A 24,846-nucleotide genomic window follows, 5' to 3' on the forward strand; every position below is an offset into this window, starting at 1 on the left:
GAGACCGACGATGGACTCGATGATCCGGTTCGACGAATACCTGGCGCATCTGGCGGCCGGCCTGGGACATGCCGACCGGGAAGCCGGGCTGCGCGGCTATTGCTCAGGCCTGATGCTGCCCTTGGCGCGCAAGAGCGTGGAGCCCATGGCGGCACACCTCGACCCCCTGCATGCCAGTGCCCGGCACCAGGCGTTGCATCATTTCGTGGCCAAGGCCGACTGGTCGGATACCGAAATGCTGCGCCGTGTGGCCCGGTGGGTCCTGCCGACAATGGATCTGTCCGCTGGCAGCTATTGGCTCGTGGACGACACCGGTTTCCCGAAGAAGGGACGGCACTCGGTGGGCGTGGCACGCCAGTACTGCGGGGTGCTGGGCAAGCAGGACAACTGCCAGGTGGCGGTCAGCGTCTCGTTGGCGTGCGAACAGGCCAGCCTGCCGGTAGCCTGGCGCTTGTACCTGCCCCGGGAGTGGGCCGAAGATGCCGGGCGGCGCCGCCAGGCCGGCGTACCCGAGGACGTCCGCTTTGCCACCAAGCCCCAGATAGCGCTTTCGCAGTTGCAGGCGTTGCTCGAAGCCGGGGAACCCCATCATTGGGTGGTGGCCGATGCCGGTTACGGCGTGGACAGCGCTTTTCGCCAGGGGTTGACGGCCATGGGGCTGCCCTATGTGGTTGGGATAACCTCGGTCGTGCGGGTATGGCCGCCCGGCCAGCAGCCGCTGCCGCCCAAGCCCTGGACGGGCAAGGGGCGCCCACCGGTAGCCACGCGGCGCTCGCCGGAGCATCGACCACTGTCGGTGAAGAAGCTGGCCCTGTCGCTGCCGCCCGAGCTCTTTACGGAACTCACCTGGCGCCAGGGAACCAACGAACCACTGAGCGGGCGTTTCGCTGCAGTACGGGTACGCCCTGCCGGCAGCGTGTCGGCAAAACAGCGGCTGCACCCGCAGCAATGGCTGCTGATCGAATGGCCCCTCACGCAGGCCGAGCCGACCCGTTACTGGTTGTCCACGCTCGAGGAGGACACGCCGCTATCGGAACTGGTGCGCATCGCCCACCTGCGTTGGCGTATCGAGCGCGACTATCAGGATCTCAAGCAGGACCTGGGGCTGGGACATTACGAGGGACGCGGTTGGCGGGGATTCCACCACCATGCCAGCCTGAGCATCGCCGCCTACGGTTTTCTGCTCGGGCAGCGCCTGCGCCGTGAGGCCCTGTCCGGACCGGATGGCCAAGGAAAAAAAAACCTCATGGGGTGCACGGTACCTGCGCTTCCCGCGGATTACCGCCCCCGCGGTCGGCCAGCGCGCACAGCGGCATGTGGCGGACTCGATCACGACGCTGCGTCATCAACTGGGTGTCTACCTGATGCTTGAGTATTGCCGGGACCTGTACGGCGGTTTGGGCTATCCACGTTTATGACACAGTAAGACTAGCAGCCTGTCGGACTTGAGCGCCGCAGGCAGATAGAGCATCGGCTTTGCCAGAAATTAGGCAGTTTTGACCGATTTTCCCGGATTTATGTCTGTTTTTTGCCTAATTCCCGATTTGCAGGCGCAATACGGCCATGCGCTTCAGGTTCCACGCCAGGCACACCAGAGCCCATTCACCGCTGACCTTGTCCAGACCGCGCAGCGAGAATTGCCGGAAGCCCAGCACCGCTTTGATGATGCCGAACACCGGTTCCACCGTTTGCTTGCACAACGCATACATGTAAGGGCTTGCAATCGAAAACAGCCGGGCTCGCAATCATCGCGATTTTCGGCTCAGATTAACTGCGACTGACGAAGCCTCCGGGCTCACATTAGTTGCGAGCGAGCTTGCATTCAGCCGCGCCGGCTTGCATTCCATCAGCGCGGGCTCACGTTTTCTGCAACTGAACATCACTGGGGGTTTGTGGAACAACGGAACAGAAAGTGCATTTAAGAGCCAGCCCGACGCCCGACGGGGGTATGGCTCAACCTGACATAGATAACGGTGCCATGGATCAACGCGGCCCCAAGGTGGACAAGCCCAAGGCGTGGGTCGATGCGCGACGGTCCGTGTCCATGTCTCCACCGACCGCGTCATCAAGACTTCAAAAAACAAAAGACCTTGAAAGAGGTCTCTCACGGCGAGGCGAGTTGTTCGGCCTGGTAGGCCCGGTGAAGCAATTCCAAGAAGGACGGTGCCTCAGGCAGAGACACAGAACCGATTCGGTGTACCGGCACACCCGGCGTCCATGAGTTCATGACCACAGCCCCAGCCAACGTCGGCAGGTCGGCGAGCGTTATCTCCTGGACGCGCTGGGGGACACCGAAGCGATCCAGTTGCCGGCGGACAATACCCATCGTGGTGCCTCCCAGCATCTCGGCCACGGGCCATACCACCGCGTCGCCATCCCAAAAGGCCAGATTCCAGATCGACCCCTCGCTGAGCCGACCCCGACGGTCAACGAAAACGGCGTCGTCAAAGCCTTGTCCAACAGCCTGACGGAGGAAATACGTCTTAGCCACCTCGCCGACATGCTTCACGGCTGGGAGGACCCGTTCGTACTCGACCGTCGCCAGTGTCAGCGGGCCCTCCGGGCCGGACGCGGCCGGTCCGGTACGGACCAGCACCTCTGGCTCCACATCAGCCCCGGCCACAGTGAACTCGCCTGCCGGTGAGTACACCGTGGCCATTAGTGAGAGGTCAGCCGGACCGGCCTCCAGTGCCGCCCGCAGATAGGACCGCACCCGATCGTCGGGTAATGCCTGACCGAACATCTCCACCGAGGCAAACCGCAGCCGCTCCAGATGGAGGTCGAGGCCCCGGACCTGGCCCCCACGCACCTGCATAGCAGTGAAGTGGGCATAGCCCGCAAAGGCGAGCGGTGCCAACTCCTCGGTGGTCGCCGCCCGACCGTTACGTTGAACAACAAAAGAGGTCAAGCACGCTGACATTTATTCACTCCAGGGATTTGGGTCGGGACGCGGCAATTGCCGTGTTTCGACATAGATGATTGTCAATTCGCACGACTATCTCCCATTGACCGTGCGTTGAAAAACGAGTAGTTCTTGGCTGATCATCAAATTTGGCTTGAAGATCGATGAGCCGCATGTTACCGGGAACGCGAGCACTCAGGACGTTTGAGGCGGCCGCGCGGCATTTGAACTTCACTCGTGCAGCCAACGAGGTGGGGCTGACGCCGGCGGCGGTCAGCTACCAGATCAAGGAAATCGAGGATCAGTTGGGCGTCGTGCTGTTCACGCGCACCAGCCGCAGCATCCAGCTCACGCCGGCCGGCGTCGTGTTGTTCGAGGCAGCCGCCGACGCGTTGGACACGTTGCAACGCGCCGCCGGCCGCGCCCGAAGAATGGCCCGGGGAGTAGCACATCTACGCATATCGCTGGGTGCAAGGTTTGCGACGAACTGGCTTCTGCCCAGACTTCCGCAGTTCAGGGTTGCAAACCCGGGCTTGGAGCTGACATTCGACATTACCGATGAGGTCCGGGATTTCGATGCTGACGATGTTGATGCTGCGATCCGGTTTGGCGCCGGGAACTACGAACATGCGCGATCGGAGCGACTGTTCGACACGGTTGTCGTCCCGATCTGCAGTCCGAAATTGATCGAAATCGGTCCCAGGCTGGAGACACCGCGGGATCTGCTCCACCACACGCTCTGCTATGTGGACTGCAAAGTCGACGGTATGGTCTGGCCGAACTGGCCCATGTGGATGGCCGCAGCCGGCATCGACGACTTCGACGACAGCCGATGCGTTGCGTTCTCCGATTCGAGTCATGTCGTGCAGGCGGTCATCGACGGCGCTGCCGTTGGCCTTGCCGAACTGACCATGATCGCCAACGATCTCTCTCAGGGCCGACTGGTGAGGCTGTTCGACATCGGTGTTAGCGTGGCGCAGGAATATGCCTATCATCTGGTCTACCCGAAAAGCAGCAGCCAGGACCCTCGCGTTCTCGCTTTTCGCGAGTGGATGCTCAACGAGACGGCTCAGCCGAGCCATTCACCCAAGCGATTTGTTTGAACGCTCGGCGTAGAAAAACGGATTCTCATGCCGATCGTTCTTGGTGAACTTCCAGAGGCCGCTTCACGCCCTGAGGAGGCAGTCAAACGTTTTGAGCACCTGGATCGAGGTTCGTGAGAAGCGATGAGCCACGCTTCCTCAAGGCGTGGACATTTCGACCAGCCGCTATCAACCGCTTCGCAGACATTATTAAGAGCCTATCCACAAATAGTGCTCATGATGGATAATCGGCGCCTCTTCATGTTGGGGGCCTTGCCATCATGGGCGCAAAATCCTGGGAAGTGACCGACGACTTCTGGAGTCGCGTGGAGCCGCTGGTACCGCCGCCTCGCCCGAGATTGGCGGACAAGGTCTACCAGCGCAAGGCCGGCGCCGGACGCAAGCCCAAGCCGGCTCGGCTGGTGTTCGAAGCCATCGTGTATGCCCTGCGCACAGGCTGTCAGTGGAAAGCCCTGCCAGCCGAGCGCTTCGGCAGTGCGAGCGCGATTCACCGGCGTTTCCTGGAGTGGGAAACGGCTGGTTTCTTCGAGGCCCTCTGGCAGGCTGGCCTGGCCGAGTACGATGAGATGGAAGGCATTGCCTGGCGTTGGCAGAGCATCGACGGGGCAATGATCAAAGCCCCTCTGGCACAGGAAGCGGTCGGACCTAACCCGACCGATCGGGGAAAAAAACGGGAGCAAGCGCCATCTGTTGGTCGACGGGCGTGGCGTCCCGTTGTCGCTCGTCGTGACCGGGGCGAACCGGCACGACGTGACGCAGCTTGAGGCGGTACTCGACGCCATCCAGGTAAAGAGGCCGAATCCACCGTTTCGCCGCTCCAAGCACCTGTGTACCGACGCCGCCTATCGGGGGGCTACCGCCTTGGAGACGATCCTGGCCCATGGCTACATTCCCCATGTACAGGGGCGGCATGATGAGGCCCGACAGCTCAAGCGCCATCCTCACAAGCGGGCCCGGCGCTGGGTGGTTGAAGTCGCCCACAGCTGGTTCAACCGGTTTCGCAAGCTCCTGGTTCGCTACGAAAAGCTCGAGCGCAGCTTCCTCGCCCTCAACCATTTGGCAGCGGCCATTATCGCCTTTCGGAAGGTGCCGCTTACCGTAAATATTATTTATGGATAGGCTCTAAGGTGGCCCTTAAAAGTTTGGCCCGGTCGGAGTTCCACCTTCGGCGCCATATAGGGAGCCTGCGGCTCGCCGACCTCGCCTTGGTAGGCACGCAGGCGCACAGCGTCATGTTGCTTGGTGTCGGGGTTGTAGAGGGTGCTGTCGACGTAGCGGACAGCCAGGTCGTAGAAGACCTCGTTGTTGGCTTTGGACGTCTGGCGACGATCGGAACTCGGGTGTGGGTCAGGCCCCTCTGGCTTATGAGGTGCATCACGCAAGAGGGCGAGAGGTGGTTCGCTGACGATGCGCGAGGCTGGGAGCTGTGGTGCAGTAAAAGCAGCCAAGCTGGCAAGTCCGAGTCCGAGGGCCGCAGAAAGGCCGAGTAGGCGTCCAGAGGTGAAGCGAATCATGTGCAATGGTTCTTTATGTTATTCCGATGGGATACTGCTGGCGCACGTCCGGCATGCGGGTAGGCCCGCTGGCCGGCAGGCACCCAACGATGGCTTCCTGCCTCAATGAAATTGCATTGTCGATTGCCCAGTGCCGCCAGGAACGCCTGTCCTGGCACGGCTTCGTGAGGCTGCTCGAAGTCTAGTGGAGCGTTTTGCTCTTGGGAGTGGACGCTCTTAGCTATCACCGGCCGGTTAAAGCTCTGTTGACAGGTCTCACCTGGCGGCCTCGGCAGCCGCCGCCGAATCAAACGAAACACGATTCTTCTTCGCCACTTTCCCGTAGCCCGGGCAACCGGCTGGCAAGTAATAAACCTTGTTGGCGCGGTTGCCTCTCACCGGAGCGTTGCCGCCCTCTGCTCGGCAACCTGCATTGGCTGCTCTACCTGCCGGTGGGCTGGTGTACCCCTGCCTGGATGGGAACGCCTCCTAGCTGAATAGTGCGATCACAGACCTTGTCCACCAGCTCGGGATCGTGGCTGACCAGCAGTACGGCGCAGCGGTGCTCGGTGGCGACGGACGTCAGCAACTGGACGACGTCCCGGGCGGTGATCGGGTCGAGGCGGGAGACCGGCTCGTCGGCGAACAGGAAAACCGGGGCCAGCAGCAGCGCCCTGGCGATGGCCAGGCGTTGAAGTTCGCCGCCCGACACCTCGTGCACGGGCCGTTCGAGCAGCGCCGGGCTCAACCGCAGCTGCTCCAGCAGGGGCGGCAGCCGGGACGCGTCGAGCCTGTGCAATCGGATCAGGTCGTCGAACAGGCGACCCAGGGGAACCGTAGGGGCGAACGCAGAGGGCGGGTCCTGGTACAGCTTCAGGTACTTGTACCGGGCGATGCCGGGGGGGCGCGTCACCGCGCCGGCGTCTGGCGCCAGCAGGCCGAGCAGGATGTCGCCCAGGCTGCTCTTGCCGCAGCCGCTGTCGCCGACGAGGCCGACGATCTCGCCCCGCTCCACGCGCAGGTCGAGCTCCCGGAACAGCTGCTTTCCACCGCGGCGCTTGGCGAGCCCTCGGGCCTCGAGGACGGCCGGCTCCTGCCCGCCGGCGCGAGGGCGGCGGCTTCCGGTCCGCGGCCAGCGGTGGGGCGCCGCGTCGATCAGTTGGCGGGTGTAGTCGGCCGCCGGGGCGTTCAGCACCTCATCGGCCGGTCCTTCCTCGACCAGGCATCCGTCGCGCATGACCAGGATCCGGCCGCCGATCCGGCGTGCCACGTCCACGTCGTGGGTAATGGTCAGCACGCAGCCGGCATCGCCCTTGCGGCGCAGCAGGTCGGCGATATGGTCGCGCCGGCCCGCATCCAGACCCTTGGTCGGTTCGTCCGCCAGGACGATGGCCGCGCCGCCGGCCGTCGCGGCGCAGAAGGCCAGGCGCTGGGCCATGCCGCCGGAAAGCTGGCCGGGCAGCTTGTCGCCGGCCTGCTCCAGGCCGACGCCGGCCAGATCGCGGCGGGCATTCGCGGCGGCCTGCTCCGCGTCCTGCCGCAGCACGCAGCCGTAGACCTCGGCGACCTGCCGGCCGCTGCGCATCAGCGGGTCCAAGGCATGCCAGGGCTCCTGCGGCAACATGGCGATACGGCGGCCCCACAAGTGTTCCAGCTCGCCCCGGGACAGCGAGGCGATATCCCGGCCCTCGATGCGGAGGGTGCCGCTGGCGCGCAGCGGCGGTGGCAGCAGGCCCATGATGGCCTGGATCAGGAGGCTCTTGCCGGCGCCGGTCTCGCCGAGGATGGTCAGCCGCTCGCCCCTGGCCAGGGTCAGCGATAGCTTTTCCAGCAGGAGGCGGCCATCGGCGGCGGACACCGAGAGGTTTTCGATCTGCAGCAGTACGCTCATTGGTTTTTCCCCGCCAGCAGGTGCAGGCCGAACACCAACAGGAACACGGCCACGAGCGGCTGGGCCAGCACCCAGGGGGCGTCGCTGTAGTAGGGGAAGAGCTCCACCATCATCAGGCCCAGTTCGGCGGTGGGCGGCTTCAGGCCCACGGAGACGAAGCCGAGCGCCGCCAGGGCGAGAATCGCGCCAGCGGCGCCGAAGGCCGCCAGGGTCAGCACCGGGGCGACGATGGCCGGCCAGAGGTGGCGGCGGAACCGGTAGAACCAGCCGAAGCCCAGCATCCGCGAGGCCTGCATGGGCGACGAGGCGACCACGCTGCGGGTGATCGCGCGCACCACCCGGAAGTACTCCACCCACAGCACCAGCGAGATGGCCACGTAGAGCATTGGCAGCGAACCCGGCGCGAGGCCGGCGAACAGCAGGATCAAGACCAGGCCCGGCAGCGCCAGCAGCATGTTCAGGAGGAAGGAAAGCAGCTTGTCGGCCAGCCCCTGCCGCCAGCCGGCGACGACGCCCAGGGCGACGCCCAGGCTGGCCGAGGTCGCCACGCACAACAGGCTCAGCAGCAGCGACAGGCGCAGGGCCGAGCCCATCCGCGCCAGCATGCTGCGGCCGAACTGGTCGGTGCCGAGGGGTTCGGAGAGGCTGGGCAGGGCGAAGCTGTTGCCGAGGTTCTGCACGGTCGGGTCGGTCGAATTCAGCAGCCATTCGAGCACGGCGAAGCCGGCGAGGCTGGCCAGGACGGCGGCGCCGACCCGCTGGCCGGGCCTGAGGGAAAGGGTCATGCGCTGGTTCTCCCGCGCGGGTCGATCAGGTGGCAGGCCAGGTCGACCGCCAGGTTCAGGCCGACGAATATCAGCCCGAGGGCCATGGCCGCGCCCTGGATCATGGGGACGTCCCGGTTGAAGACCGCATGGGCCAGGCCATGGCCGAGGCCCGGCCAGGAGAACAGGGACTCGATCATGACGATGCCCTCGATCGCGCTGGCCAGCTGGATGCCCAGGAACGCCACCACGGGCAGGGCGCAGTTGCGCAGGCCGTGCCGGGCGAAGGACTGGGCGAAGCTCAGGCCCTTGATGCGGGCGAAGGCGAAGAAGGCGGAGCGGATCACCGTGCTGGCGCTGTGGCGCACCACGCGGTTGGACACCGCGGCCATGGACAGCGCCAGCGCGATGGCCGGCAGCACCACGTGGTTCGCGCCGTCGAAGCCGGCGACCGGAAACAGGCGCAGCTCCAGGGCGAAGATCAGGATCAGCACCAGGCCGATGACGAACACCGGTTGCGCGCGCAGGAAGGCCGACGCCGTCAGCGCAAGCCGGTCGAACCAGCCGTCGGCCCTGAAGGCGGCGAACAGGCCGACCGGCACGGCGATCAGGATGGCGATCAGGATGGCGACCCCGGCCAGCAGCAGGGTGTGCTGCAGCAGGTGGGCGATCTCGCCGAGCACCGGCAGGCCGCTGACCAGCGAGTCGCCCAGGTTGAAGCGCAGTAGGTCGAACAGCCACTCCAGGTACAGGCGCCAGGCCGGCTGGTCGAGCCCCAGCTCGGCGCGCACGGCTTCGGCGGCGGCCAGGTTGACGTTGTCGTAGCCGTAGCGGCCCGCGGCGACGCGGAATGCCATGTCGCCGGGCAGCAGGCGCATCAGCACGAAACCGAGGGTGCCGACGCTCCAGCACACGAAGGCGGCCTGTCCCAGCCGCTTCAGGAACAGATTGATCATGGGGCTGCGAGGCTCATCTGGGAAATACGGTAGTTGCGCTCGTAGGGATCGAAGCCGAAACCCTGCACGCGGGTCGAGACGGCCGTCTGCTGGGTGTAGAAGAGCACCGGAATCACCGGCAGCTCTTCGGCCAGGATGTGCGAGATCCGCCGGGCGTGCGCCCGGTAGCGGGTTGGATCCCGTTCCGACCCGAGGCGGCCGAGCAGAGCCGGCAGCTCCTCGTTGCGCCAGCCCATCGCTCCCCAGTCGCCGTTGCCGCCGTCGCCGTAGTCGGCGAACAGCAGGCTCAAAGGATCGGCGACGTTGCCGTAGTTGCGCGCCACCAGGGCCAGCTCCAGCGAGCCGTCGTGGTGGGCGGCGGGGATGCCGCTGGAATTGACGATGCTCACAGCGACGGCGATGCCGATGTCCCGCAGCTGCGCCTGGAGGGCCGTGGCGACCACCGACAGCTCGGGGCGGTCGGCGTAGGTGGCCAGGGTCAGCTGGAAGCGCCGGCCGGCGCGCTGCAGGATGCCGTCCGGCTCCGGCTGCCAGCCCAGGTCGGCGAGCAGCTGCCGGGCGCGTTCGAGGTCCTGCCGGATCGGCGGCAACTCGTCGATGTGCCAGCCGGCCAGCGCGGGCGGTATCAGCTGATTGGCTTCCGCGCCGGGCACGCGGACGATGCGGCTGGCGATGCCCTGACGGTCCAGGGCCAGGCTCATGGCCAGCCGGGCGTCGCGCTCGGCCAGGAACGGATGGCCCGCGTTGAGCTTGATCTGGATCGTGCGGGGAATGCGGTCGGAATGGACGCGGACGTCTTTCTGCCGGCGCAGCAGGTCCAGGCTGGCGGGATCGAGCGTGTAGACGATGTCGGTTTGTCCGGCCATGACCTGCAGGGCGCGGCTCTCGGCGCGGTGGCCGGTGAGATATACCGCCCTGGGGATGCGCGCCGGCGTGCCCCAGTAGTCGTCGAAGCGGGCCACCCGGATGCGGTGCGGCGGATCGAAGGCTTCCAGCCGGTAGGGACCCGTGCCGTGCATCCAGCCGACATTGGCGTCGTCCCGGTAGGAGGCGGGGGAGAGGATCACCGTCGAATAGTGCGCCAGCAGCGCGCCCAGCGGGTTGTACGGCCTGGCGAGGCGGACGATCACCTCCAGCGCATCCCCGGCGCGGATCTCGACGATCGGCGCCGAGCGGAGCACGCCGGGCTTGCGCCGGGCCATTTCCAGCGCATTGACGGCGGCATCGGCGTCCAGCGGCCGGCCGTCATGGAAGCGCACGTTGCCCCGCAGACGGAAACGCCAGGTCAGGCCATCGTCGTCGACCTCCCAGTGGTGGGCGAGGCCCGGCAGCAGCCGGCCGCCGTCGTCCACCTCGAGAAGGCTCTCGGCCACCTGCAGGCGGGTATACACGAAGCCGTCGCGCGCCGGGTCCTGGCTGGTGAATTCGAAGGGGCCGCCGAGGGTCAACACCTCGGGGTCCTGGTTCGGGCTGCAGGCGCTCAGGCACAACAGCAGCAACAACGACCATGCGGGTTTCAAGCGATCTTTCCTTTGCGAAGGGAGCGGTGCCGATCCGGGGTTCTACAGGTTCCACGACAGGCTGAGGTTCAGGTTGCGCGGGTCGCCGGGCATCACCCAGACGTTGCTGTAGGAGCGCTCGTAGTAAGTGCGGTCGAAGACGTTGTTCAGGTTGAGGCCGAGGCTGAGCCGGTCGCTGGCCCGGTAGCGCGCCAGCAGGTCGACGGTGGTGTAGGAGGGCAGCTCGAAGCCGCTGTCCTCCGTGTTGCCGGAGCGCTCGCCGACGTAGTTGAGCGCGCCGCCCAGCTCCAGGCCGTCCAGGAAGCCGCCATGGAACTCGTACACGCCCATCAGGCTGCCGCTGTGGCGCGGCACGTTGCGCAGGCGGCTGCCGGTCTCCAGGGTGTTGTCCTCGGTCACCTCGGCGTCCACGTAGGCATAGGCGCCGATGACGCGCACGGCGTTGCCGAGCCGGCCGCTGAACTGCAGGTCGACGCCCCGGCTCCTGACCTCGCCCGTGGCCATCTGGTAGGACGGATCGTTCGGATCGGCGGTGAGCACGTTCTCCTTGGTCAGGTGGAAGGCGGCGAGGGTCATGCCCAGATTCCCGTCCAGCAGGTCGAGCTTGACGCCCGCCTCGTAGCCGACGCCTTCCTCCGGCTCGAAGGGATTGCTGTCGGCGTCCGCGCCGCCGTTGGGCTTGAACGAGCGCGCGGCGTTGGCGAAGACGCCGACCTCGGGCGTCAACTGGTACAGCACGCTGACGCGCGGCGTGACCTCTTCCTGGGTCTGCCGCGCTCGGCTGCCCCTGACCTCGTTGTCCAGGCGCTGCTCGTAGTGGTCGTAGCGGGCGCCGACCAGGGCGAACAGCCGGTCGGTCAGGCGCATCTGGTCCTGGAGGTTGAGCGAGCGGGAATGGACGAGTTCGTTGGTATGGGTGCTGCGCCCGCCGACGCCGGTGCTGAACGGCGGCCGCGGCTGCCCGTAGACCGGCGCGTAGATATCGAGGGTGGCGGTCGGCCGCGAGCGCAGCAGCCGCTCGTCCTTGGCATAGCGCTCGTATTCGGTGCCGATCAGCAGGTTGTGCTCGATGCCGGCGGCATGGACCCGGCCGCGCAGTTCCAGCTGGGTGATTGCGTCCTGCCAGTCGAAGTCCCGGTAGCGGTAATCGCGGTTGAGCGTGCGACCGTCCGCGGCGAGGCTGCTCGCCTCGGTGGCGTAGCCGTTCATCCGGCCCTGCTTGTAGTGACCGGCCAGGCGCAGGGTCCAGTTCGGATTCAGGTCGCGCTCCAGTTCAGCCTGCAGGGTTTCGTTGTTGTTGCGGATCTTGCCGTCGTCCGGTTCGCCGAAGAAGGCGGAACGGGACACCCGGCTCAGGTGACCCTCGGGGGCGACCACGCCGCGGTCGAAGACTTGGCGGTTGCGGATCACCTCGGCCTGGACCAGCAGGCGGGTGTCGGGGTCGATGTCCCAGCTGAACGCCGGCGCGAAGAACTGGCGCTCGCCGGAGCGGTAGTCGCGAAAGTTCTGGTTGTCCTCGACGGCCAGGTTCATGCGCAGCAGCATGTCCTCCGCCTCGTCCAGCGGCGTGTTCAGGTCGAGGGTGCTGCGGTAGCGGTCCCAGCGGCCGGCGCCGAGGTCGAGGCGGGCGAAGCGGTCGCGTTGCGGCCGCTTGCTGACCAGGTTGATGGTGCCGCCCGGATCGCCCCGGCCGTACAGGCTGGAAGCCGGGCCTTTGAGCACTTCGATGCGTTCGAGGTTGGCCGCGTCGGGCGAGTTCATGTAGCCGCGGTTGACGCTGAAGCCATCCTTGTAGAACTCGGCGGTGGTCAGGCCGCGCACGCTGTATTCGTACAGGGTCAGCCCGCCGAAATCGTTCTGCCGCGCCACGCCGCCGGCGAAGTCGAGGGCCCGCTCGATGCGCGGGCTGTCGAGGTCCTCCAGCACCTGGGCCGGCACCACGCTCACCGATTGCGGGATTTCCTCCAGGGCCGTGTCGGTCTTGGTGGCGCTGGCCGAGCGCCGGGCGCGGTAGCCCTGCACCGGGCCGCTGGCGCTCTCCTGGTCGGCCTCGATGGCGAAGGTTTCGAGCACGGTCGGTTCTTCCGGAGCCTGGCCGAAAGCGGTTCCGGACAGCAGGCAGAGAAGCATCCCCGTCAACAATAGGCCGGGCGTGTTATTTTGCTGAATCATGGGTTTTTCTTAGGTGCCAATAACTTATCGGGATCGCGTTATTCGGCGCATTTTCGCACGTCTTGCTTCAGCCACGGTGAAGATGGCTCTGGACATCGGCCTCACCTGCGCCCCGAGGGGCGTCAATCTCCCCTTCACCAGATGGGGCCTGTAGTGGCAATGGATTCTTAATCTTACTGTGTCATAAGCGCAGATACCCCAGGCCTCCATACAGATCCCGGCAATACTCAAGCATCAGGTAGACACCCAGTTGATGACGCAGTGTCGTGATCGAGTCCGCCACATGCCGCTGTGCGCGCTGGCCGACCGCGGGGGCGGTAATCCGCGGGAAGCGCAGGTACCGTGCACCCCATGAGGTTTTTTTTTCCTTGGCCATCCGGTCCGGACAGGGCCCCACAGCGCAGGCGCTGCCCGAGCAGAAAACCGTAGGCGGCGATGCTCAGGCTGGCATGGTGGTGGAATCCCCGCCAGCCACGCCCCTCGTAATGTCCCAGCCCCAGGTCCTGCTTGAGATCCTGATAGTCGCGCTCGATACGCCAGCGCAGGTGGGCGATGCGCACCAGTTCCGATAGCGGCGTGTCCTGCGCGAGCGTGGACAACCAGTAGCGGGTCGGCTCGGCCTGCGTGGGGGGCCATTCGATCAGCAGCCATTGCTGCGGGTGCAGCCGCTGTTTTGCCGACACGCTGCCGGCAGGGCGTACCCGTACTGCAGCGAAACGCCCGCTCAGCGGCTCGTTGGTTCCCTGGCGCCAGGTGAGCTCCGTGAACACCTCGGGCGGCAGCGACTGGGCCAGCTTCTTCACCGACAGTGGTCGATGCTCCGGCGAGCGCCGCGTGGCTACCGGCGGACGGCCCTTGCCCGTCCAGGGCTTGGGCGGCAGCGGCTGCTGGCCGGGCGGCCATACCCGCACGACCGAGGTTATCCCAACCACATAGGGCAGCCCCATGGCCGTCAACCCCTGGCGAAAAGCGCTGTCCACGCCGTAACCGGCATCGGCCACCACACAATGATGCGGCTCCCCGGCTTCGAGCAATGCCCGCAACTGCGAAAGCGCTATCTGGGGCTTGGTGGCAAAGCGGACGTCTTCGGGTACGCCGGCTTTGCGGCGCCGCCCGGCATCTTCGGCCCATTCCCGGGGCAGGTACAGGCGCCAGGCCACCGGCAGGCTGGCCTGTTCGCAGGCCAGCGAGACGCTGACCGCCACCTGGCAGTTGTCCTGTTTGCCCAGCACCCCGCAGTACTGGCGCGCCACGCCCACCGAGTGCCGCCCCTTCTTCGGGAAACCGGTGTCGTCCACGAGCCAATAGCCGCCTGCGGACAGATCCACTGTCGGCAGGACCCAGCGGGCCACGCGGCGCAGTAGTTCGGTATCCGACCAGTCGGCCTTGGCCACGAAATGATGCAAGGCCTGGTGCCGGGCACTGGCATGCAGGGGGTCGAGGTGTGCCGCCATGGGCTCCACGCTCTTGCGCGCCAAGGGCAGCATCAGGCCGGAGCAATAGCCGCGCAGCCCGGCTTCCCGGTCGGCATGCCCAAGACCTGCCGCCAGATGCGCCAGGTACTCGTCGAAGCGGATCATGGAGTCCATCGTCGATCTTCCTCGAACTGCAGAAGATCTACTCACAATAGCTCAATTTAATGACACAGTAAGATTAAATCTTCTCTCGTGCCGGCGGTTTACCCGCAGACAAGGCCATTTCGGGAGGCACAATAGCGAAGCGGCCCAAACCGGTCTGTCAGCTGGCCGACGGGAGGCGAGCCCGTTTTCAAAGCCCTTTCGCGCCAGAAAATGGCCGGAAAAGGCCGCACAGGGGCAAATCGAGTTCTCAGAATGGAGGCATCCGAGAACAGAGGTTGCACCCATGCGTCCTACCCCATCTGCCCGACCTTTCCGCTCCGCCCAACGCTTTCGGCCTGCTGCCCTCCTGCTGGCCATCGCGGCGGCCACCAGCCATGCCGCGGATGACGTCAACATCCCCGGTCTGAACCTGCCGATGGCGGCCAGCGAGCTGGCGCCGGCCGTCGAGGCCCAGGCCGAGCCGGCGCAAACCGAGCGGAAAACGTCCGCCCGACTGGCCGCCGCCGAACTTCCCGCAGTCCCGGCGCAGGTCGTGGCCAAGCCGCCGGCGGCCCCCGTGCCGGTCGAGACCCGCCAGGAGGTCCTGGTGTCGCCCGGCTCCAACACCCTCATCCCGATCAGCAGAGGCCAGATCAACCGGCTGGTGACCCCCTTCGAGCGGCCGATCATCCAGACGGTCAGCGGGGCGGACATCACGGCGAGCGGCAACGCCCTCTACGTCACGCCGCACACCGACCAGCCGATCACCATGTTCGTGACGCCAGAGGACGACGAGTCGATCGCCCTGTCCCTGACCCTGCTGCCGCAGACGATGCCGCCGATCCAGGCCAACCTGATCCTCGCGCAGAACGGGCCGGGCGGCTGGAAAGGCCAGGCTGTGCAGAGCGGCGCCCGCACGAACACGGAAGAGGCGAGCAAGTGGGAGCGCAGCCAGCCCTACATGGACTCCTTGCGCAGCATCCTGCGCGACATGGCGCTGGGCACCCTGCCGCCCGGCTACAGCTTCGGGGCATTGCCCTCGGGCGCCTCGATCCCGGCCTGTGCCAACCGGGGCTGAAGTTCGATTTCAGCAAATCGCAGCTGGTCACCGGCCACGATTTCCACATCTTCGTGGCCGTCGCGCAGAACATCTCGAGCCGGACCCTGGAGTTCGACCACGGCGCCTGCACCCATCCCTACCGGGCGGCGGTGAGCAGCTGGCCCCACGAGATCCTGGAGCCGGGCCAGAAGACAGAAGTGTTCCTGGTCACCCGGGTTCCCGTGGATCGCCCGGATCGTTCTTCCCGTCCGAGCCTGCTGCAGTAAGGAGCCCCCATGCAGAATCTCCAGAGCCTATACGAAAACCTCATGCCGACGGCCAAACGAACCCTGGCCATCGGCGGCACGGTGGCGGTCGTCGGCACCCTCGTGGCCGTCGCCATGAGTGCCGCCAATCCGGACAGCAGCGCGCGCAGCGCCCCGAGCAAACCCAAGGTGGAGGCGATCCTGACCGACGACGACCCGCGTTCGATGGGCCTCGATGCCCTGGTCACCCAGATCCAGAACCTGCAGAAAAGCCAGTACCGGATGGAGCAGGCGATGGGGCTGCGCGAGAAGGAAAAACAGGACGATCGGACCCAGCAGCATGTCAACGAGCTGGAAAAGGAGCTGAAAGAACTGCGCAATTCGCTGGCGCAACTGGAACGGCAGCGCGAGGCGTCCGAGGCATCCGGCGAGGAGGTTTCGCCGGGAACCCCCCTGGCGGACGAGAGCTACGAGCCGGCAAGAAGAAGACCCTTCGTTTCCCGGGCGACCAACTCGCCGGCCGAGCTGAGCCAGGTGTACGCCAACATGCCGGCGCAAACACCCGTCGCGGTTCCCGGCCAGCCCGGTTCGGGCGAAGCCGCCGCCCCGAAGATCCGCACCATCCGCAGCGGCGCGAACGCCAAGGACGCGGGCAAGGACAAGTCGGGCAAGCCCCCATCGGTGACGGTCAGCCTGCCGGCCGGCGCCATCCTGTCGGGGGTGCTGGTCACCGGCATGGACGCCCCCACGGGCAGCAAGGCCCAGAAAGATCCCTATCCCAGCCTGGTGCGGATCAAGAGCGAGGCGATCCTGCCCAACCGTTTCCGCGCCGACCTCCGCGAGTGCTTTCTCATCGCCGCCGGCTGGGGCGAGCGCAGCTCGGAGCGCGCCTACATGCGCGCGGAGCGGTTGTCGTGCGTGCGCACCGACGGGGCCGTCCTCGAGACCACCCTGGATGCCTACGTGACCGGCGAGGACGGCAAGGCCGGCATCCGCGGACGGCTGGTCAGCAAGCAGGGCCAGTTGCTCTCCCGCGCGCTGCTGGCCGGGTTCGCCGAAGGGGTGTCCTCGGCCTTCGATGTTCGCCAGGTGCCCTCGATCAGCGTCACCCGCGGCGGCGATGGCGACTCGGGCAAGGTGTCCAGCCCCGTCTACGAGCAGGCGCTCGATGCCAATGCGATGCAGGGGGCCGCGGTGCGCGGCGTCGGTAGCGCCCTGGAGCGCCTGGCCGATTACTACATGGACATGGCTGAGGAAATGTTTCCGGTGATCGAGATCGATGCCATGCGCGAAGTGAACTTCATCGTCAAGAAAGGCCTGTCGGCCCAGTTCGACGAAAGCTCCCTGAAACTCAGTTCGGTTAAGTGAGGACTATTCAAAATGACCCGGAAAATTTTCGTCCTGCTGGCGCTTGTCGGCGCGATCACCGGCTGTTCCAGCCTCAAGATCGGCGAGGAGGAATACAGCTGCAAGGGCATGCCGGAAGGCGCCACCTGCATGTCCGCCAGGGAAGTGTATGCGGCCACCGATGGCGGTGCCTACAAGACGGTGCTGCGCCAGGAGCAGGACAAGGGCACTGCGAAGAAAGGCAAGGACAAGGAGAAGGAGGGCAAGGAGAGCGAGCCGGAAACCCGCGTGCTGGTCGCCGAAGGCGCCGACAACACGCCGCTGCCGATGCGTGTGCGCAGCCCGTTGCCGATCCGCAGCCAGGCGGTGGTCATGCGCATCGCCGTCGACCCGTGGGAGGACGACAACGGGGATCTGTACGTGCCGGGTTTCGTCTATACCGAGATCGAGCCGCGGCGCTGGGAGATCGGCACGCGCAATCCCCAGGTGATCCCGTCACTGCGACCGTTGACCGTCCAGAAGTAAGCTCCTCGAAGATTGTGGGATGAAAGTTGCGTTTCATCCCACAAAAACAGCCTGTCGTGACAGGCTGGATGCGGCCAAAAGCGGACTTGTTTATCCCTAGTGCAGTTTCAACCAACATCCTGTTCAAGTGGCGGGAGCTGTTCACAACCGTAATAGGTGCAGACTCGCTCCATCACCTCAGCGCTGGTCAGCGGGCGTTCGGGTTCATGGATCGCCCGCTTGCCATGCACCCAGCGGGGCTCGATCCGGTTCAGCCAGGGGCTCTTGCTCGGCAGGCGGCAGGTTACGATCCGTACGCCACCCTCGGCCCTGGCCCGGCGGTTGTGCGCCCCGATCCAGGCCCGCACCCGGTGGCTGATATGCCAGCTGGCGTTGTCCCAGATCATCAGCAGCGCCTTCTTCCCCTCGCTCGCCAGGCGCTCGCAGACCCACTCCAGGAAGTCCTCGGTCACCTGGCTGACCGGGCGGCCCTTGACGAAACGCAGCAGCATCTGCCCCGTGTCGGCGCGCAGCAGGCCATAGCAGCTCAGCGCCTTGGGTCCGGCATCCTGCGGATCCACCGACAACTGCTGCAGGCGCAGGGCCTGACCCGCGCTCCAGGCCTTCAGGGATGGGCGCGCAAAACGACTCCACCAGACCTCGTCCTGAAAACCCAGCACCCAGTCCGGGTGCGTTGTGGCCAGTTCGATCAGCCAGTCGCGTCGCTTTTTTTGCGCGCATAGTGGGGATCCGGGCTGGTAATCCAGGTCTTGGCCCGCTTCCAGCCCACGCCCAGGCGTATCAGCGTCTGGCGGATCGACTCATAGCTCAGTTGCCGTTCGGTCAGCCCCTGCTCGAAGGCCACCTCGGCGGCCAGGCTCAAGGTCCACAAGCGGGTGGGCTTGCCGAAATCGCGGGGGCTGCGGTGCAGCAAAGAGCGCAAGCGCTCGGCCTGCGTGCCCGCAAGCAAGGGACGGACACGTTTGGGCCGATGCGACTTCTCCGTCAGGCAAGACACCCCCTCGGCGGCAAAGGCCCGCAGGGTGTTGCGTACGGTTTGCGTGGCGCAGCCGAACAGAGCGGCAATTTCCGTGGCGGTCTTGCCGTCAGCGCTGGCCAGCAGGATCTGGCAGCGCCGCAGCGTGAAGGCTTCCCGGGCACGCAAGCCAACCTGCAGGGCCTGCCGTTCCTCGGTAGTCAAAGGGCGAACGAATAGAGGTGCTTTCATGGGGCATAGCATCGCCTGATGCCATAATTTCCACAACTTCATCTATGAAACTGCACTAGCTCAGTTGCCCGACATGAGGCTCAGAGGTCTCCCGCAGTTTGCGGTTTTTCTGTAGCTCGGCGCAGAGCCCAAGGGCAATCGCATGAAGGCTACCCAAGTCCGAGAAGTGCAGCGCGATAGGTATCGGAGGTGGATGCAACCAGGCGGCGGGCCTTGATGCCACCCTTCTTGCCGGTGGGGTCGAGCCGAAACAGGTTGAGGACGAGCTGTTTGAGCACGGCCAGGTTGTGTGCGGCGTATTGTGTCCTGGCACGCATCTGGTCATCGGCGAAGGCGACATCCATGCACCAGTGCAGTTGGTTCTCGACGCTCCAGTGCGCACGTATGGCTTGGGCCAGGCGCTGGGCATCGGCAGGCAAGCTGCTGATATAGCAGCGATATTCTGTCGTTTGCAGACCCTTGACCTGCCTCGTGGACTCGATGACGGCAAAGGACTTCAGGTCCTGCCGTTCGGGGCGAGGCAGGCACTGCAGGGCATCGAACGCATGGCAGCGACGGATCTCCAGGCGCCCGTGATCCTTTTCCACCGTCTCGAAGACCGTATGCGGGGTCTTGTCGGGCGAGGCCTGGTAGCACGCGAAGAAATCCCGGATGGCCTCGGCCAGGGTAGGCTGGTTGTCCTTGACCGCCAGGACATAGTCCGCGCCTCGCTGGCGGATCGCCTGGGCGATGCTGGCCTGGGTGCCCATCGCGTCGAGCGTGACGATACAACCTTGCAATGCCAGTACTTCCAGCAACTGGGGGATCGCGGTTTTCTCGTTGGATTTCGCCTCGGTCGAGTGTTGGCCCAACACCAGGCGGGCATCTGCCGCAAAGGCACTGACCAGGTGCAGCGGTGTGGCATCGACCTTGCCCGAGCGCCGGCTGGTCTTGCCGTCGATGGCGACCACCTGCGCCCCCAGCACCGGCACGACCGATCCCACCCAGCGCCTGAACGCCGCCTCGAACTGTGCCGGATCGATCAGCCCGAACAGACGGCCAAACGTGTCATGCGAGGCGATCCCGTGCTTCAGCTCCAGGTAGTTTCGTAGCCAGTCGAGCTTCTCCGTGGCCCATGCCTCGATCTCCACGAACGTATCCGCGCCCGAGAGCACCGCGCTGACAGCGACTACCAGCATCTCCACCAGATCGTGTTCGACCTTGCCCGCTTGCCGAGGATCGTCGATCGAAACAAAGACTTCGGCCAGGCTCGGTCTGTCTGCTTGCTGCATCGTGTATCCCTCCTCGACAAAGAGAAGACACGCTACACCAAACCTGCTCGGGCTAAAGCCGCTTGAAGCGACAGGCGCATCCGTTCATGCGATTGCCCTGATTTTTGGTTCTTCGCGGGATCGTGGGGAAGAGCGGATTGACAGACAGGGAAGCAGGTAAATTGGCAGTCGCCAAACACACCAACGCCTGCCCCCTGCTGTCATCGTGCATCCTATTGATCTTGCTGCTTTCTGGCCAGGCTACGACGTCGTAGCCTGCAGCCACTCCGCCGAAAACACCCTTACGCTGACCCTCGAACCTCGAGCGGCCGACCTGCCACGCTGTGGTCGCTGTCAGCACCAGCCCTTTCAAGGTCTTTGCGTAAACTCTCCCGATGATCAAGCGGGAGGGCAAGACGATGTGGGATGCGATTCTGGCGCGCTTCGAGAAGCAGGCACCGGCCAGCGTCATGGCACGGCTGGCGCTGGAGCGGGCGATGCCGGCCGCCTGGATCGACGAAGTGTTCGAGACCCACCGGCAGCGCCAGTATCCACGCGAGCTGCTGTTTTCCACGGTGGTCGAGCTGATGTCGCTGGTTTCCCTGGGGTTGCGCCCTTCGCTGCACGCCGCCGCGCGCCAGATGGACCACCTGCCCGTATCGCTGGCGGCGCTGTACGACAAGGTCAGGCGTACCGAGCCGCCCTTGCTGCGGGCCCTGGTACAGGGCAGCGCCCAGCGCCTGGCGCCGATCGTCTCGGCCCTGGGCACAGCGCCCTGCCTGCCCGGCTGGCAGGTGCGCATCGTCGACGGCAATCATCTGCCGGCCTCGGAGAAGCGCCTGGCGCCGCTGCGCAACCAGCGCGCCGCCGCTCTGCCGGGGCATTCGCTGGTGGTCTACGACCCCGACCTGGACCTGGTGACCGATCTGGCGGTCTGCGAGGACGCCTATGAAAGCGAGCGTACCGGCGTCCTGCCGCTACTGGACAGTGCCCGGCCGGGGCAGCTGTGGATGGCCGACCGGCATTTCTGCACGCGCGCGATTCTCCAGTCGCTCCAGCAGGCCCGGGCCGATTTCATCGTGCGCCAGGATGCCAAGCATCCGCGCATCGTTCGCGAGGGGCCCTGGCACGACCGGGGCCGGGTGGAAACCGGCTGGGTACTCGAACAGGACATCCACATAGACGAGGGCCAGACGCCCTGGCGCCGCATCGAGCTGCGTCTGGATCGGCCGACGGAGTCGGGCGAGTCCGTGCTCTGGCTGTGGAGCAACCTGCCCGCGACGATCGACGCCCGGCAGGTTGCCGAGCTGTACCGTCGGCGCTGGCGTATCGAGGGGATGTTCCAGCGCCTGGAGTCGGTCCTGCAGAGCGAGATCCGCAGCCTGGGCCATCCCCGGGCGGCGCTGCTGGGATTTGCCGTGGCGGTGCTGGCCTGCAACCTCCTGGCGGTGCTCAAGCGCAGCGTCGAGCAGGCCCATCGCGAACAGCTTCCCGAGGGCTGGGAGGCGTCCCCCTACCACCTGGCGGTCCAGGTCAGAAGCCGTTACGAGGGGATGCTCGTCGCACTGCCGGTGGAGCACTGGCCCGCCTGGGCCGACGACTCGGCCAGCACACTGGCACAGCGCCTGTTGGCATTGGCGCGGCACATCAAGCCCAGCCAGGTGGCCACCAGCAAGCGCGGCCCCAAGGTGAAAAAGACCCGGGAGTGGGTCGATAGCGCCGCAGCCCGCGCTCATGTGTCTACGGCCCGTGTAATCGAGGCCTCGAAAGGTAAGAGACCTTGAAAGGGCTGATCTTCAGTCGGCAAACCAGACATCCACCTTTGCCGGGTTTGCCGCCATCCAACTGCGGGCCACCTGCTCGGCCGGCTTACTTTCCACTACCATTTGCCGTTCTAATTCGGTGGCTACTGAAATCCCGAGCCGCACACGGCCGAGAACCCTGCGAGTACGCTCGGGAAGCTGCTGCCAGACCTCCTTGCGTACCACCACCACGGCGCGATCGACGCCGAAGATCCCTTGCGGATCCTCCAGTACCCGCAATGGGTAGACTGCATTCAGATATTGGGGCTGCCACAGGGGCATCACCATCCATCTGCCACTAGCAGAGGCCTCGGCGAGGTGCCGGGCCCACTCCTCGGGCGGAGCCACCTTTAGCCTATAGCCTGCTTGCTCCAGCCCGTAGCGCCGCATGATCTGCTCGGAGCCATTCATCAATCCCGAGCCAGGTCCCACACCGACTATCTCACGGTCGATACGCGAGGTCACCGCGGGTTTCTTCAGATCGTCGATGGAGCGAACCATCTCTACAGGTACGTGAGCCGGCACAGCCCAGTACAGTCGAGCGTCTTCATAAAGGGTAGCCGCCTCTACCAAGCGATCTGCAAGCGGCGCCTGCAGCGGTCCGTGCGCATGGGGTAGCCAGGAGGCTACCAGCAAGTCGACATCGCCATGTCCCAAGCGGCCGTAGATGTCCGGATGGTTGCCCTCAACTATCTTCAAGGAGTGGCCGAGTCGGCTGAGAACTTCCTTCACCACCGCGGCACTCGCCGTATAGAAACTGAGATTGACCTGTCCTACCACGAGTTCCCGTGGTTCGGCCTTGGCCAGGAGGGCACTGCAAATTACGAAGGAAAGCACGAGGACATACGCGAGTTTCTTCATGGCAGAGGCTTCGTTCGATCGATTGGAAGAAAGAGAAAGGCATCCGATGGGGGCGTCACCTTCCAGTGCGGTATCCTGAGGATGCGACGAGGAAAGAGTTAGGCTTCGATTGCCTATGAAGTTCCGACCGGGAATGGGCCAATCTCATCTTTCGACTCTTGCCGGCTTCCCACAACAACAAAAGCGTCGTCGCCCTTGGTCCAGAAACGCTGCCCCAGTTCAGGCGATCGAATCAAGCACACCGCCGTCCACCCGCAGCGCCGCGCCGGTGGTGGCCGAGGCCTGAGGCGAGGCTGCGTAAACGACCAGATTCGCCACCTCTTCTACACGCGCGGCACGTTGGATGAGCGAGCCGGGACGATGCTTCATCACGAAGCTGGCGCAACCTCTTCCATGGATAGACTCGACGCCTCCTGTTCCTCCTTCAACATTGCCTCCAATCCATCGGATAGGGTCGGGCCCGGCAATATGGCATTGACGGTCACACCGCTACCGGCGACCCGTTTGGCCAGGCCTCGGGAAACCGATAGGTTGGCGGTCTTGCTGAAGCCGTAGTGGATCATATCGACGGGGATGTTCAAGGCGACTCCGAGGACAAGAACAGCACCCGCCCCCATCGGCGTTGCAGCATGCCAGGCAAGTAGGCACGCGACAGGCGGACACCGGACATGACGTTCACTTCGAAAAAGCGCGTCCACTCCTCATCCGCAATCTCGAAGAAATCCTGCGGCCCGTAGATGCGGCGTTGTTGACCAGGATGTCGGCTGCCGGCTCTGCTGCGACCAGGGCAGCACATCCCGCGATACAACCAACGTCCGCCGCCACGCCGCGGACGCTCGCATCCGCCAACTCTCTGCGCAGCCGCGACACGGCGGACTCAACGCCGGCCGGGCTGCGGCCATTCACTACTACCGTGGCGCCGCCTGCGCCAGTCCTCGGGCGATGGCATAGCCGATGCCCGCGGTGGAACCGTAACGATGGCAGTCTTGCCGAGAGATCGATTTTCATGCAATTCATCCTGATCGGTTGTGAGTTTGGGAGCTCATTCAGGGGGGCGGTTGGACGCTGTACTGGCTGCGCCTGATGGATAGTTAGGGTGTATCGGGATAGACGGCCGCCCAGCGGCCGGCCGGGTGCCCTCCAGGCGCAGTGCTACCAGGGCCACGATCAGGGCGCGAGCGGTATCAGTGCGGCTACCCAGGTGAGAGCTGCCAATCCTGGGCCATGAACAATCACGAGTCCTCCAGCCAGGCCCCCAAGGCGTTGCCGAGGTTGAAGGCGGCAATGTTGAAGCTTGATGCCAGGCTCTGGCCGGCACCCTGCGCCTTCTCCAGTACCCACATTTGCAGTGCTGGCACGGTGGCAAAAGCGCTTGCACCGAGCAGTCCGACGAAGATCACGGCCAGAGCCTGTTGGTGTAACGCCCATGTCATCAGGCCGAGTACGGCAACTAGGGCCATCAGGCTGCCCAGCAGAGTCGGCTGCAGATGACAGTCGGCTAGCCGGCCGCCTAGCAGATTGCCTACTACCAGGCCCGCACCAAAGACCAGCAGGATGGGTGACACAGCCGCCTTGTCGAAGCCGGTGACATGCATCAGGAGCGGTGCGATATAAGTGAAGACGGCAAACACGCCCGCATAGCCCAACACAGTCGTCAGCAAGCCAAGCAAGACCGGACGGCGCGCCATCGCTTTCAGGTCGCCGCGCCAATCGGCCGCTTCGGGCCGGTGACGATCCGCTGGCACGTACAGTTGCAGTACCAGCAGCGCCACGACGCCGACCCAGGTTACGGCCCAGAAGGTCGCACGCCAGCCCAGAGCCTGTCCCAGCCAAGTGCCGAAGGGAACGCCTAGGATGTTGGCCACCGTCAGGCCGGTGAACATCGCCGCGATGGCCGAGGCGCGCCGGTCCGCCGCAACCAGGCTGGTGGCGACCACCGAGCCGACGCCGAAGAAGGTGCCGTGGGCGAAGGAGGTCAGCACGCGTGCCGCCATCAGGGAGCCGTAGTCGGGTGCCAGCGCGCAGGCGGCGTTGCCGAAGGTGAAGATCGTCATCAGGCCGAGCAGCACGACCTTGCGTGGCCAGCCGGAAGTGGCAGCTGTCAGCAGCGGTGCGCCGACCACCACACCTAGCGCGTAGCCGGAAATAAGGAGGCCGGCGGCTTGGACGGAGACGCCCAGATCGACACT

20 protein-coding genes and 4 pseudogenes are annotated in these 24,846 nt (G+C 65.2%); 9 read left to right on the forward strand and 15 right to left on the reverse strand.

Translation table 11 applies throughout. The annotated features are described in order from the left end of the window. Positions 1 to 10 precede the first annotated feature (10 nt). Positions 11 to 1,372: an IS701 family transposase gene (locus ACG10_RS22725; protein ID WP_089166638.1), complete on the forward strand. Its 1,362-nt coding sequence runs from the start codon at positions 11 to 13 to the stop codon at positions 1,370 to 1,372. 160 nt (positions 1,373 to 1,532) lie between these two features. Here ACG10_RS22725 and ACG10_RS22730 read toward each other — a convergent pair. Both ACG10_RS22730 and ACG10_RS22735 read right to left on the reverse strand, forming a co-directional pair. Then, a pseudogene (locus ACG10_RS22730) lies at positions 1,533 to 1,706 on the reverse strand (transposase); the annotation flags it as partial. 398 nt (positions 1,707 to 2,104) lie between these two features. Continuing rightward, positions 2,105 to 2,920, reverse strand: coding sequence for an aminotransferase class IV family protein (locus tag ACG10_RS22735; RefSeq protein ID WP_089170133.1), 816 nt, complete (start codon positions 2,918 to 2,920; stop codon positions 2,105 to 2,107). 146 nt (positions 2,921 to 3,066) lie between these two features. On the opposite strand from ACG10_RS22735, the gene gcvA reads away from it, so the two are divergent. Together gcvA and ACG10_RS22745 are read left to right on the forward strand one after the other, a co-directional pair. After that, positions 3,067 to 4,005, forward strand: a complete 939-nt coding sequence (gene gcvA, locus ACG10_RS22740; RefSeq protein WP_089170134.1) for a transcriptional regulator GcvA — start codon at positions 3,067 to 3,069, stop codon at positions 4,003 to 4,005. 260 nt (positions 4,006 to 4,265) lie between these two features. After that, a protein-coding gene (locus tag ACG10_RS22745) for an IS5 family transposase (RefSeq protein WP_408608450.1) occupies positions 4,266 to 5,124 on the forward strand; the annotation gives its coding sequence in 2 pieces (ribosomal slippage) (positions 4,266 to 4,670 and positions 4,672 to 5,124; 858 coding nt in all). Here ACG10_RS22745 and ACG10_RS23995 read toward each other — a convergent pair. The 7 genes from ACG10_RS23995 to ACG10_RS22780 all read right to left on the reverse strand — a co-directional run bounded on the left by ACG10_RS23995 (position 5,115) and on the right by ACG10_RS22780 (position 14,390). Then, the gene (locus ACG10_RS23995) at positions 5,115 to 5,519 is read right to left on the reverse strand and encodes a hypothetical protein (RefSeq protein ID WP_157731519.1); all 405 of its coding nucleotides are present in this window, start codon (positions 5,517 to 5,519) and stop codon (positions 5,115 to 5,117) included. The genes ACG10_RS22745 and ACG10_RS23995 overlap by 10 nt on opposite strands. A 421-nt stretch (positions 5,520 to 5,940) precedes the next feature. Further along, positions 5,941 to 7,389 (reverse strand): ABC transporter ATP-binding protein, encoded by a 1,449-nt coding sequence (locus ACG10_RS22755; protein WP_089170137.1) that lies wholly within the window; start codon positions 7,387 to 7,389, stop codon positions 5,941 to 5,943. Then, positions 7,386 to 8,174, reverse strand: a complete 789-nt coding sequence (locus ACG10_RS22760) for an ABC transporter permease (RefSeq protein WP_089170138.1) — start codon at positions 8,172 to 8,174, stop codon at positions 7,386 to 7,388. Before ACG10_RS22760 ends, ACG10_RS22755 begins: the two co-directional genes overlap by 4 nt. Further along, complete coding sequence (locus tag ACG10_RS22765) at positions 8,171 to 9,109, reverse strand: ABC transporter permease (protein ID WP_089170139.1); 939 nt, start codon at positions 9,107 to 9,109, stop codon at positions 8,171 to 8,173. Before ACG10_RS22765 ends, ACG10_RS22760 begins: the two co-directional genes overlap by 4 nt. Further along, positions 9,106 to 10,629, reverse strand: a complete 1,524-nt coding sequence (locus tag ACG10_RS22770) for an ABC transporter substrate-binding protein (RefSeq protein ID WP_089170140.1) — start codon at positions 10,627 to 10,629, stop codon at positions 9,106 to 9,108. The genes ACG10_RS22765 and ACG10_RS22770 overlap by 4 nt, the downstream gene beginning before the upstream one ends. A gap of 42 nt (positions 10,630 to 10,671) precedes the next feature. Beyond that, entirely contained in the window at positions 10,672 to 12,801 is a 2,130-nt protein-coding gene (locus ACG10_RS22775) for a TonB-dependent siderophore receptor (RefSeq protein WP_089170141.1), read from the reverse strand. Between the two features lie 227 nt (positions 12,802 to 13,028). Beyond that, on the reverse strand, positions 13,029 to 14,390 hold the full coding sequence (locus ACG10_RS22780) for an IS701 family transposase (protein WP_089170142.1): 1,362 nt from the start codon (positions 14,388 to 14,390) through the stop codon (positions 13,029 to 13,031). A 274-nt stretch (positions 14,391 to 14,664) separates the two neighbouring features. On the opposite strand from ACG10_RS22780, the gene ACG10_RS22785 reads away from it, so the two are divergent. Genes ACG10_RS22785 through traV form a run of 4 tightly spaced genes read left to right on the forward strand, consistent with a single transcriptional unit; the run spans position 14,665 to position 17,537 of the window. Beyond that, positions 14,665 to 15,438: a TraK domain-containing protein gene (locus ACG10_RS22785; RefSeq protein ID WP_232487308.1), complete on the forward strand. Its 774-nt coding sequence runs from the start codon at positions 14,665 to 14,667 to the stop codon at positions 15,436 to 15,438. 53 nt (positions 15,439 to 15,491) lie between these two features. Continuing rightward, the gene (locus tag ACG10_RS24640) at positions 15,492 to 15,686 is read left to right on the forward strand and encodes a type-F conjugative transfer system secretin TraK (RefSeq protein WP_232487309.1); all 195 of its coding nucleotides are present in this window, start codon (positions 15,492 to 15,494) and stop codon (positions 15,684 to 15,686) included. A gap of 9 nt (positions 15,687 to 15,695) precedes the next feature. Further along, positions 15,696 to 17,033 carry a TraB/VirB10 family protein gene (locus ACG10_RS22790; protein ID WP_089170143.1) on the forward strand — a complete coding sequence of 446 codons (1,338 nt, stop codon included), beginning with the start codon at positions 15,696 to 15,698 and terminating at the stop codon, positions 17,031 to 17,033. 12 nt (positions 17,034 to 17,045) lie between these two features. Beyond that, on the forward strand, positions 17,046 to 17,537 hold the full coding sequence (gene traV / locus ACG10_RS22795; RefSeq protein WP_089170144.1) for a type IV conjugative transfer system lipoprotein TraV: 492 nt from the start codon (positions 17,046 to 17,048) through the stop codon (positions 17,535 to 17,537). Between the two features lie 107 nt (positions 17,538 to 17,644). On the opposite strand, the gene ACG10_RS22800 is transcribed toward traV, so the two are convergent. From ACG10_RS22800 to ACG10_RS22810, 3 genes are all read right to left on the reverse strand, one after another. Beyond that, the gene (locus ACG10_RS22800) at positions 17,645 to 18,196 is read right to left on the reverse strand and encodes a transposase (protein WP_089168265.1); all 552 of its coding nucleotides are present in this window, start codon (positions 18,194 to 18,196) and stop codon (positions 17,645 to 17,647) included. A 29-nt stretch (positions 18,197 to 18,225) separates the two neighbouring features. After that, positions 18,226 to 18,744 carry a helix-turn-helix domain-containing protein gene (locus ACG10_RS22805; protein WP_089168266.1) on the reverse strand — a complete coding sequence of 173 codons (519 nt, stop codon included), beginning with the start codon at positions 18,742 to 18,744 and terminating at the stop codon, positions 18,226 to 18,228. 149 nt (positions 18,745 to 18,893) lie between these two features. Continuing rightward, positions 18,894 to 20,015, reverse strand: a complete 1,122-nt coding sequence (locus ACG10_RS22810) for an ISAs1 family transposase (protein ID WP_089170145.1) — start codon at positions 20,013 to 20,015, stop codon at positions 18,894 to 18,896. Between the two features lie 205 nt (positions 20,016 to 20,220). Here ACG10_RS22810 and ACG10_RS24645 point away from each other — a divergent pair. Both ACG10_RS24645 and ACG10_RS22820 read left to right on the forward strand, forming a co-directional pair. Further along, positions 20,221 to 20,349, forward strand: a pseudogene (locus ACG10_RS24645) (ISL3 family transposase); the annotation flags it as partial. A gap of 115 nt (positions 20,350 to 20,464) precedes the next feature. Continuing rightward, positions 20,465 to 21,778, forward strand: a complete 1,314-nt coding sequence (locus ACG10_RS22820; RefSeq protein ID WP_089169969.1) for an IS4 family transposase — start codon at positions 20,465 to 20,467, stop codon at positions 21,776 to 21,778. 12 nt (positions 21,779 to 21,790) lie between these two features. Here the strand turns inward: ACG10_RS22820 and ACG10_RS22825 are convergent, their stop codons facing one another. The 3 genes and pseudogenes from ACG10_RS22825 to ACG10_RS22835 form a co-directional block, all read right to left on the reverse strand. Further along, positions 21,791 to 22,657: a glycine betaine ABC transporter substrate-binding protein gene (locus tag ACG10_RS22825; RefSeq protein WP_040107302.1), complete on the reverse strand. Its 867-nt coding sequence runs from the start codon at positions 22,655 to 22,657 to the stop codon at positions 21,791 to 21,793. Positions 22,658 to 22,876: 219 nt separating this feature from the next. Further along, positions 22,877 to 23,665 (reverse strand): annotated as a pseudogene (locus ACG10_RS22830) (SDR family NAD(P)-dependent oxidoreductase). A gap of 34 nt (positions 23,666 to 23,699) precedes the next feature. Further along, a pseudogene (locus tag ACG10_RS22835) lies at positions 23,700 to 24,846 on the reverse strand (MFS transporter); the annotation flags it as partial.

Source organism: Azotobacter chroococcum (assembly GCF_002220155.1).
In the GTDB taxonomy this organism is placed as follows: Bacteria; Pseudomonadota; Gammaproteobacteria; order Pseudomonadales; family Pseudomonadaceae; genus Azotobacter; species Azotobacter chroococcum.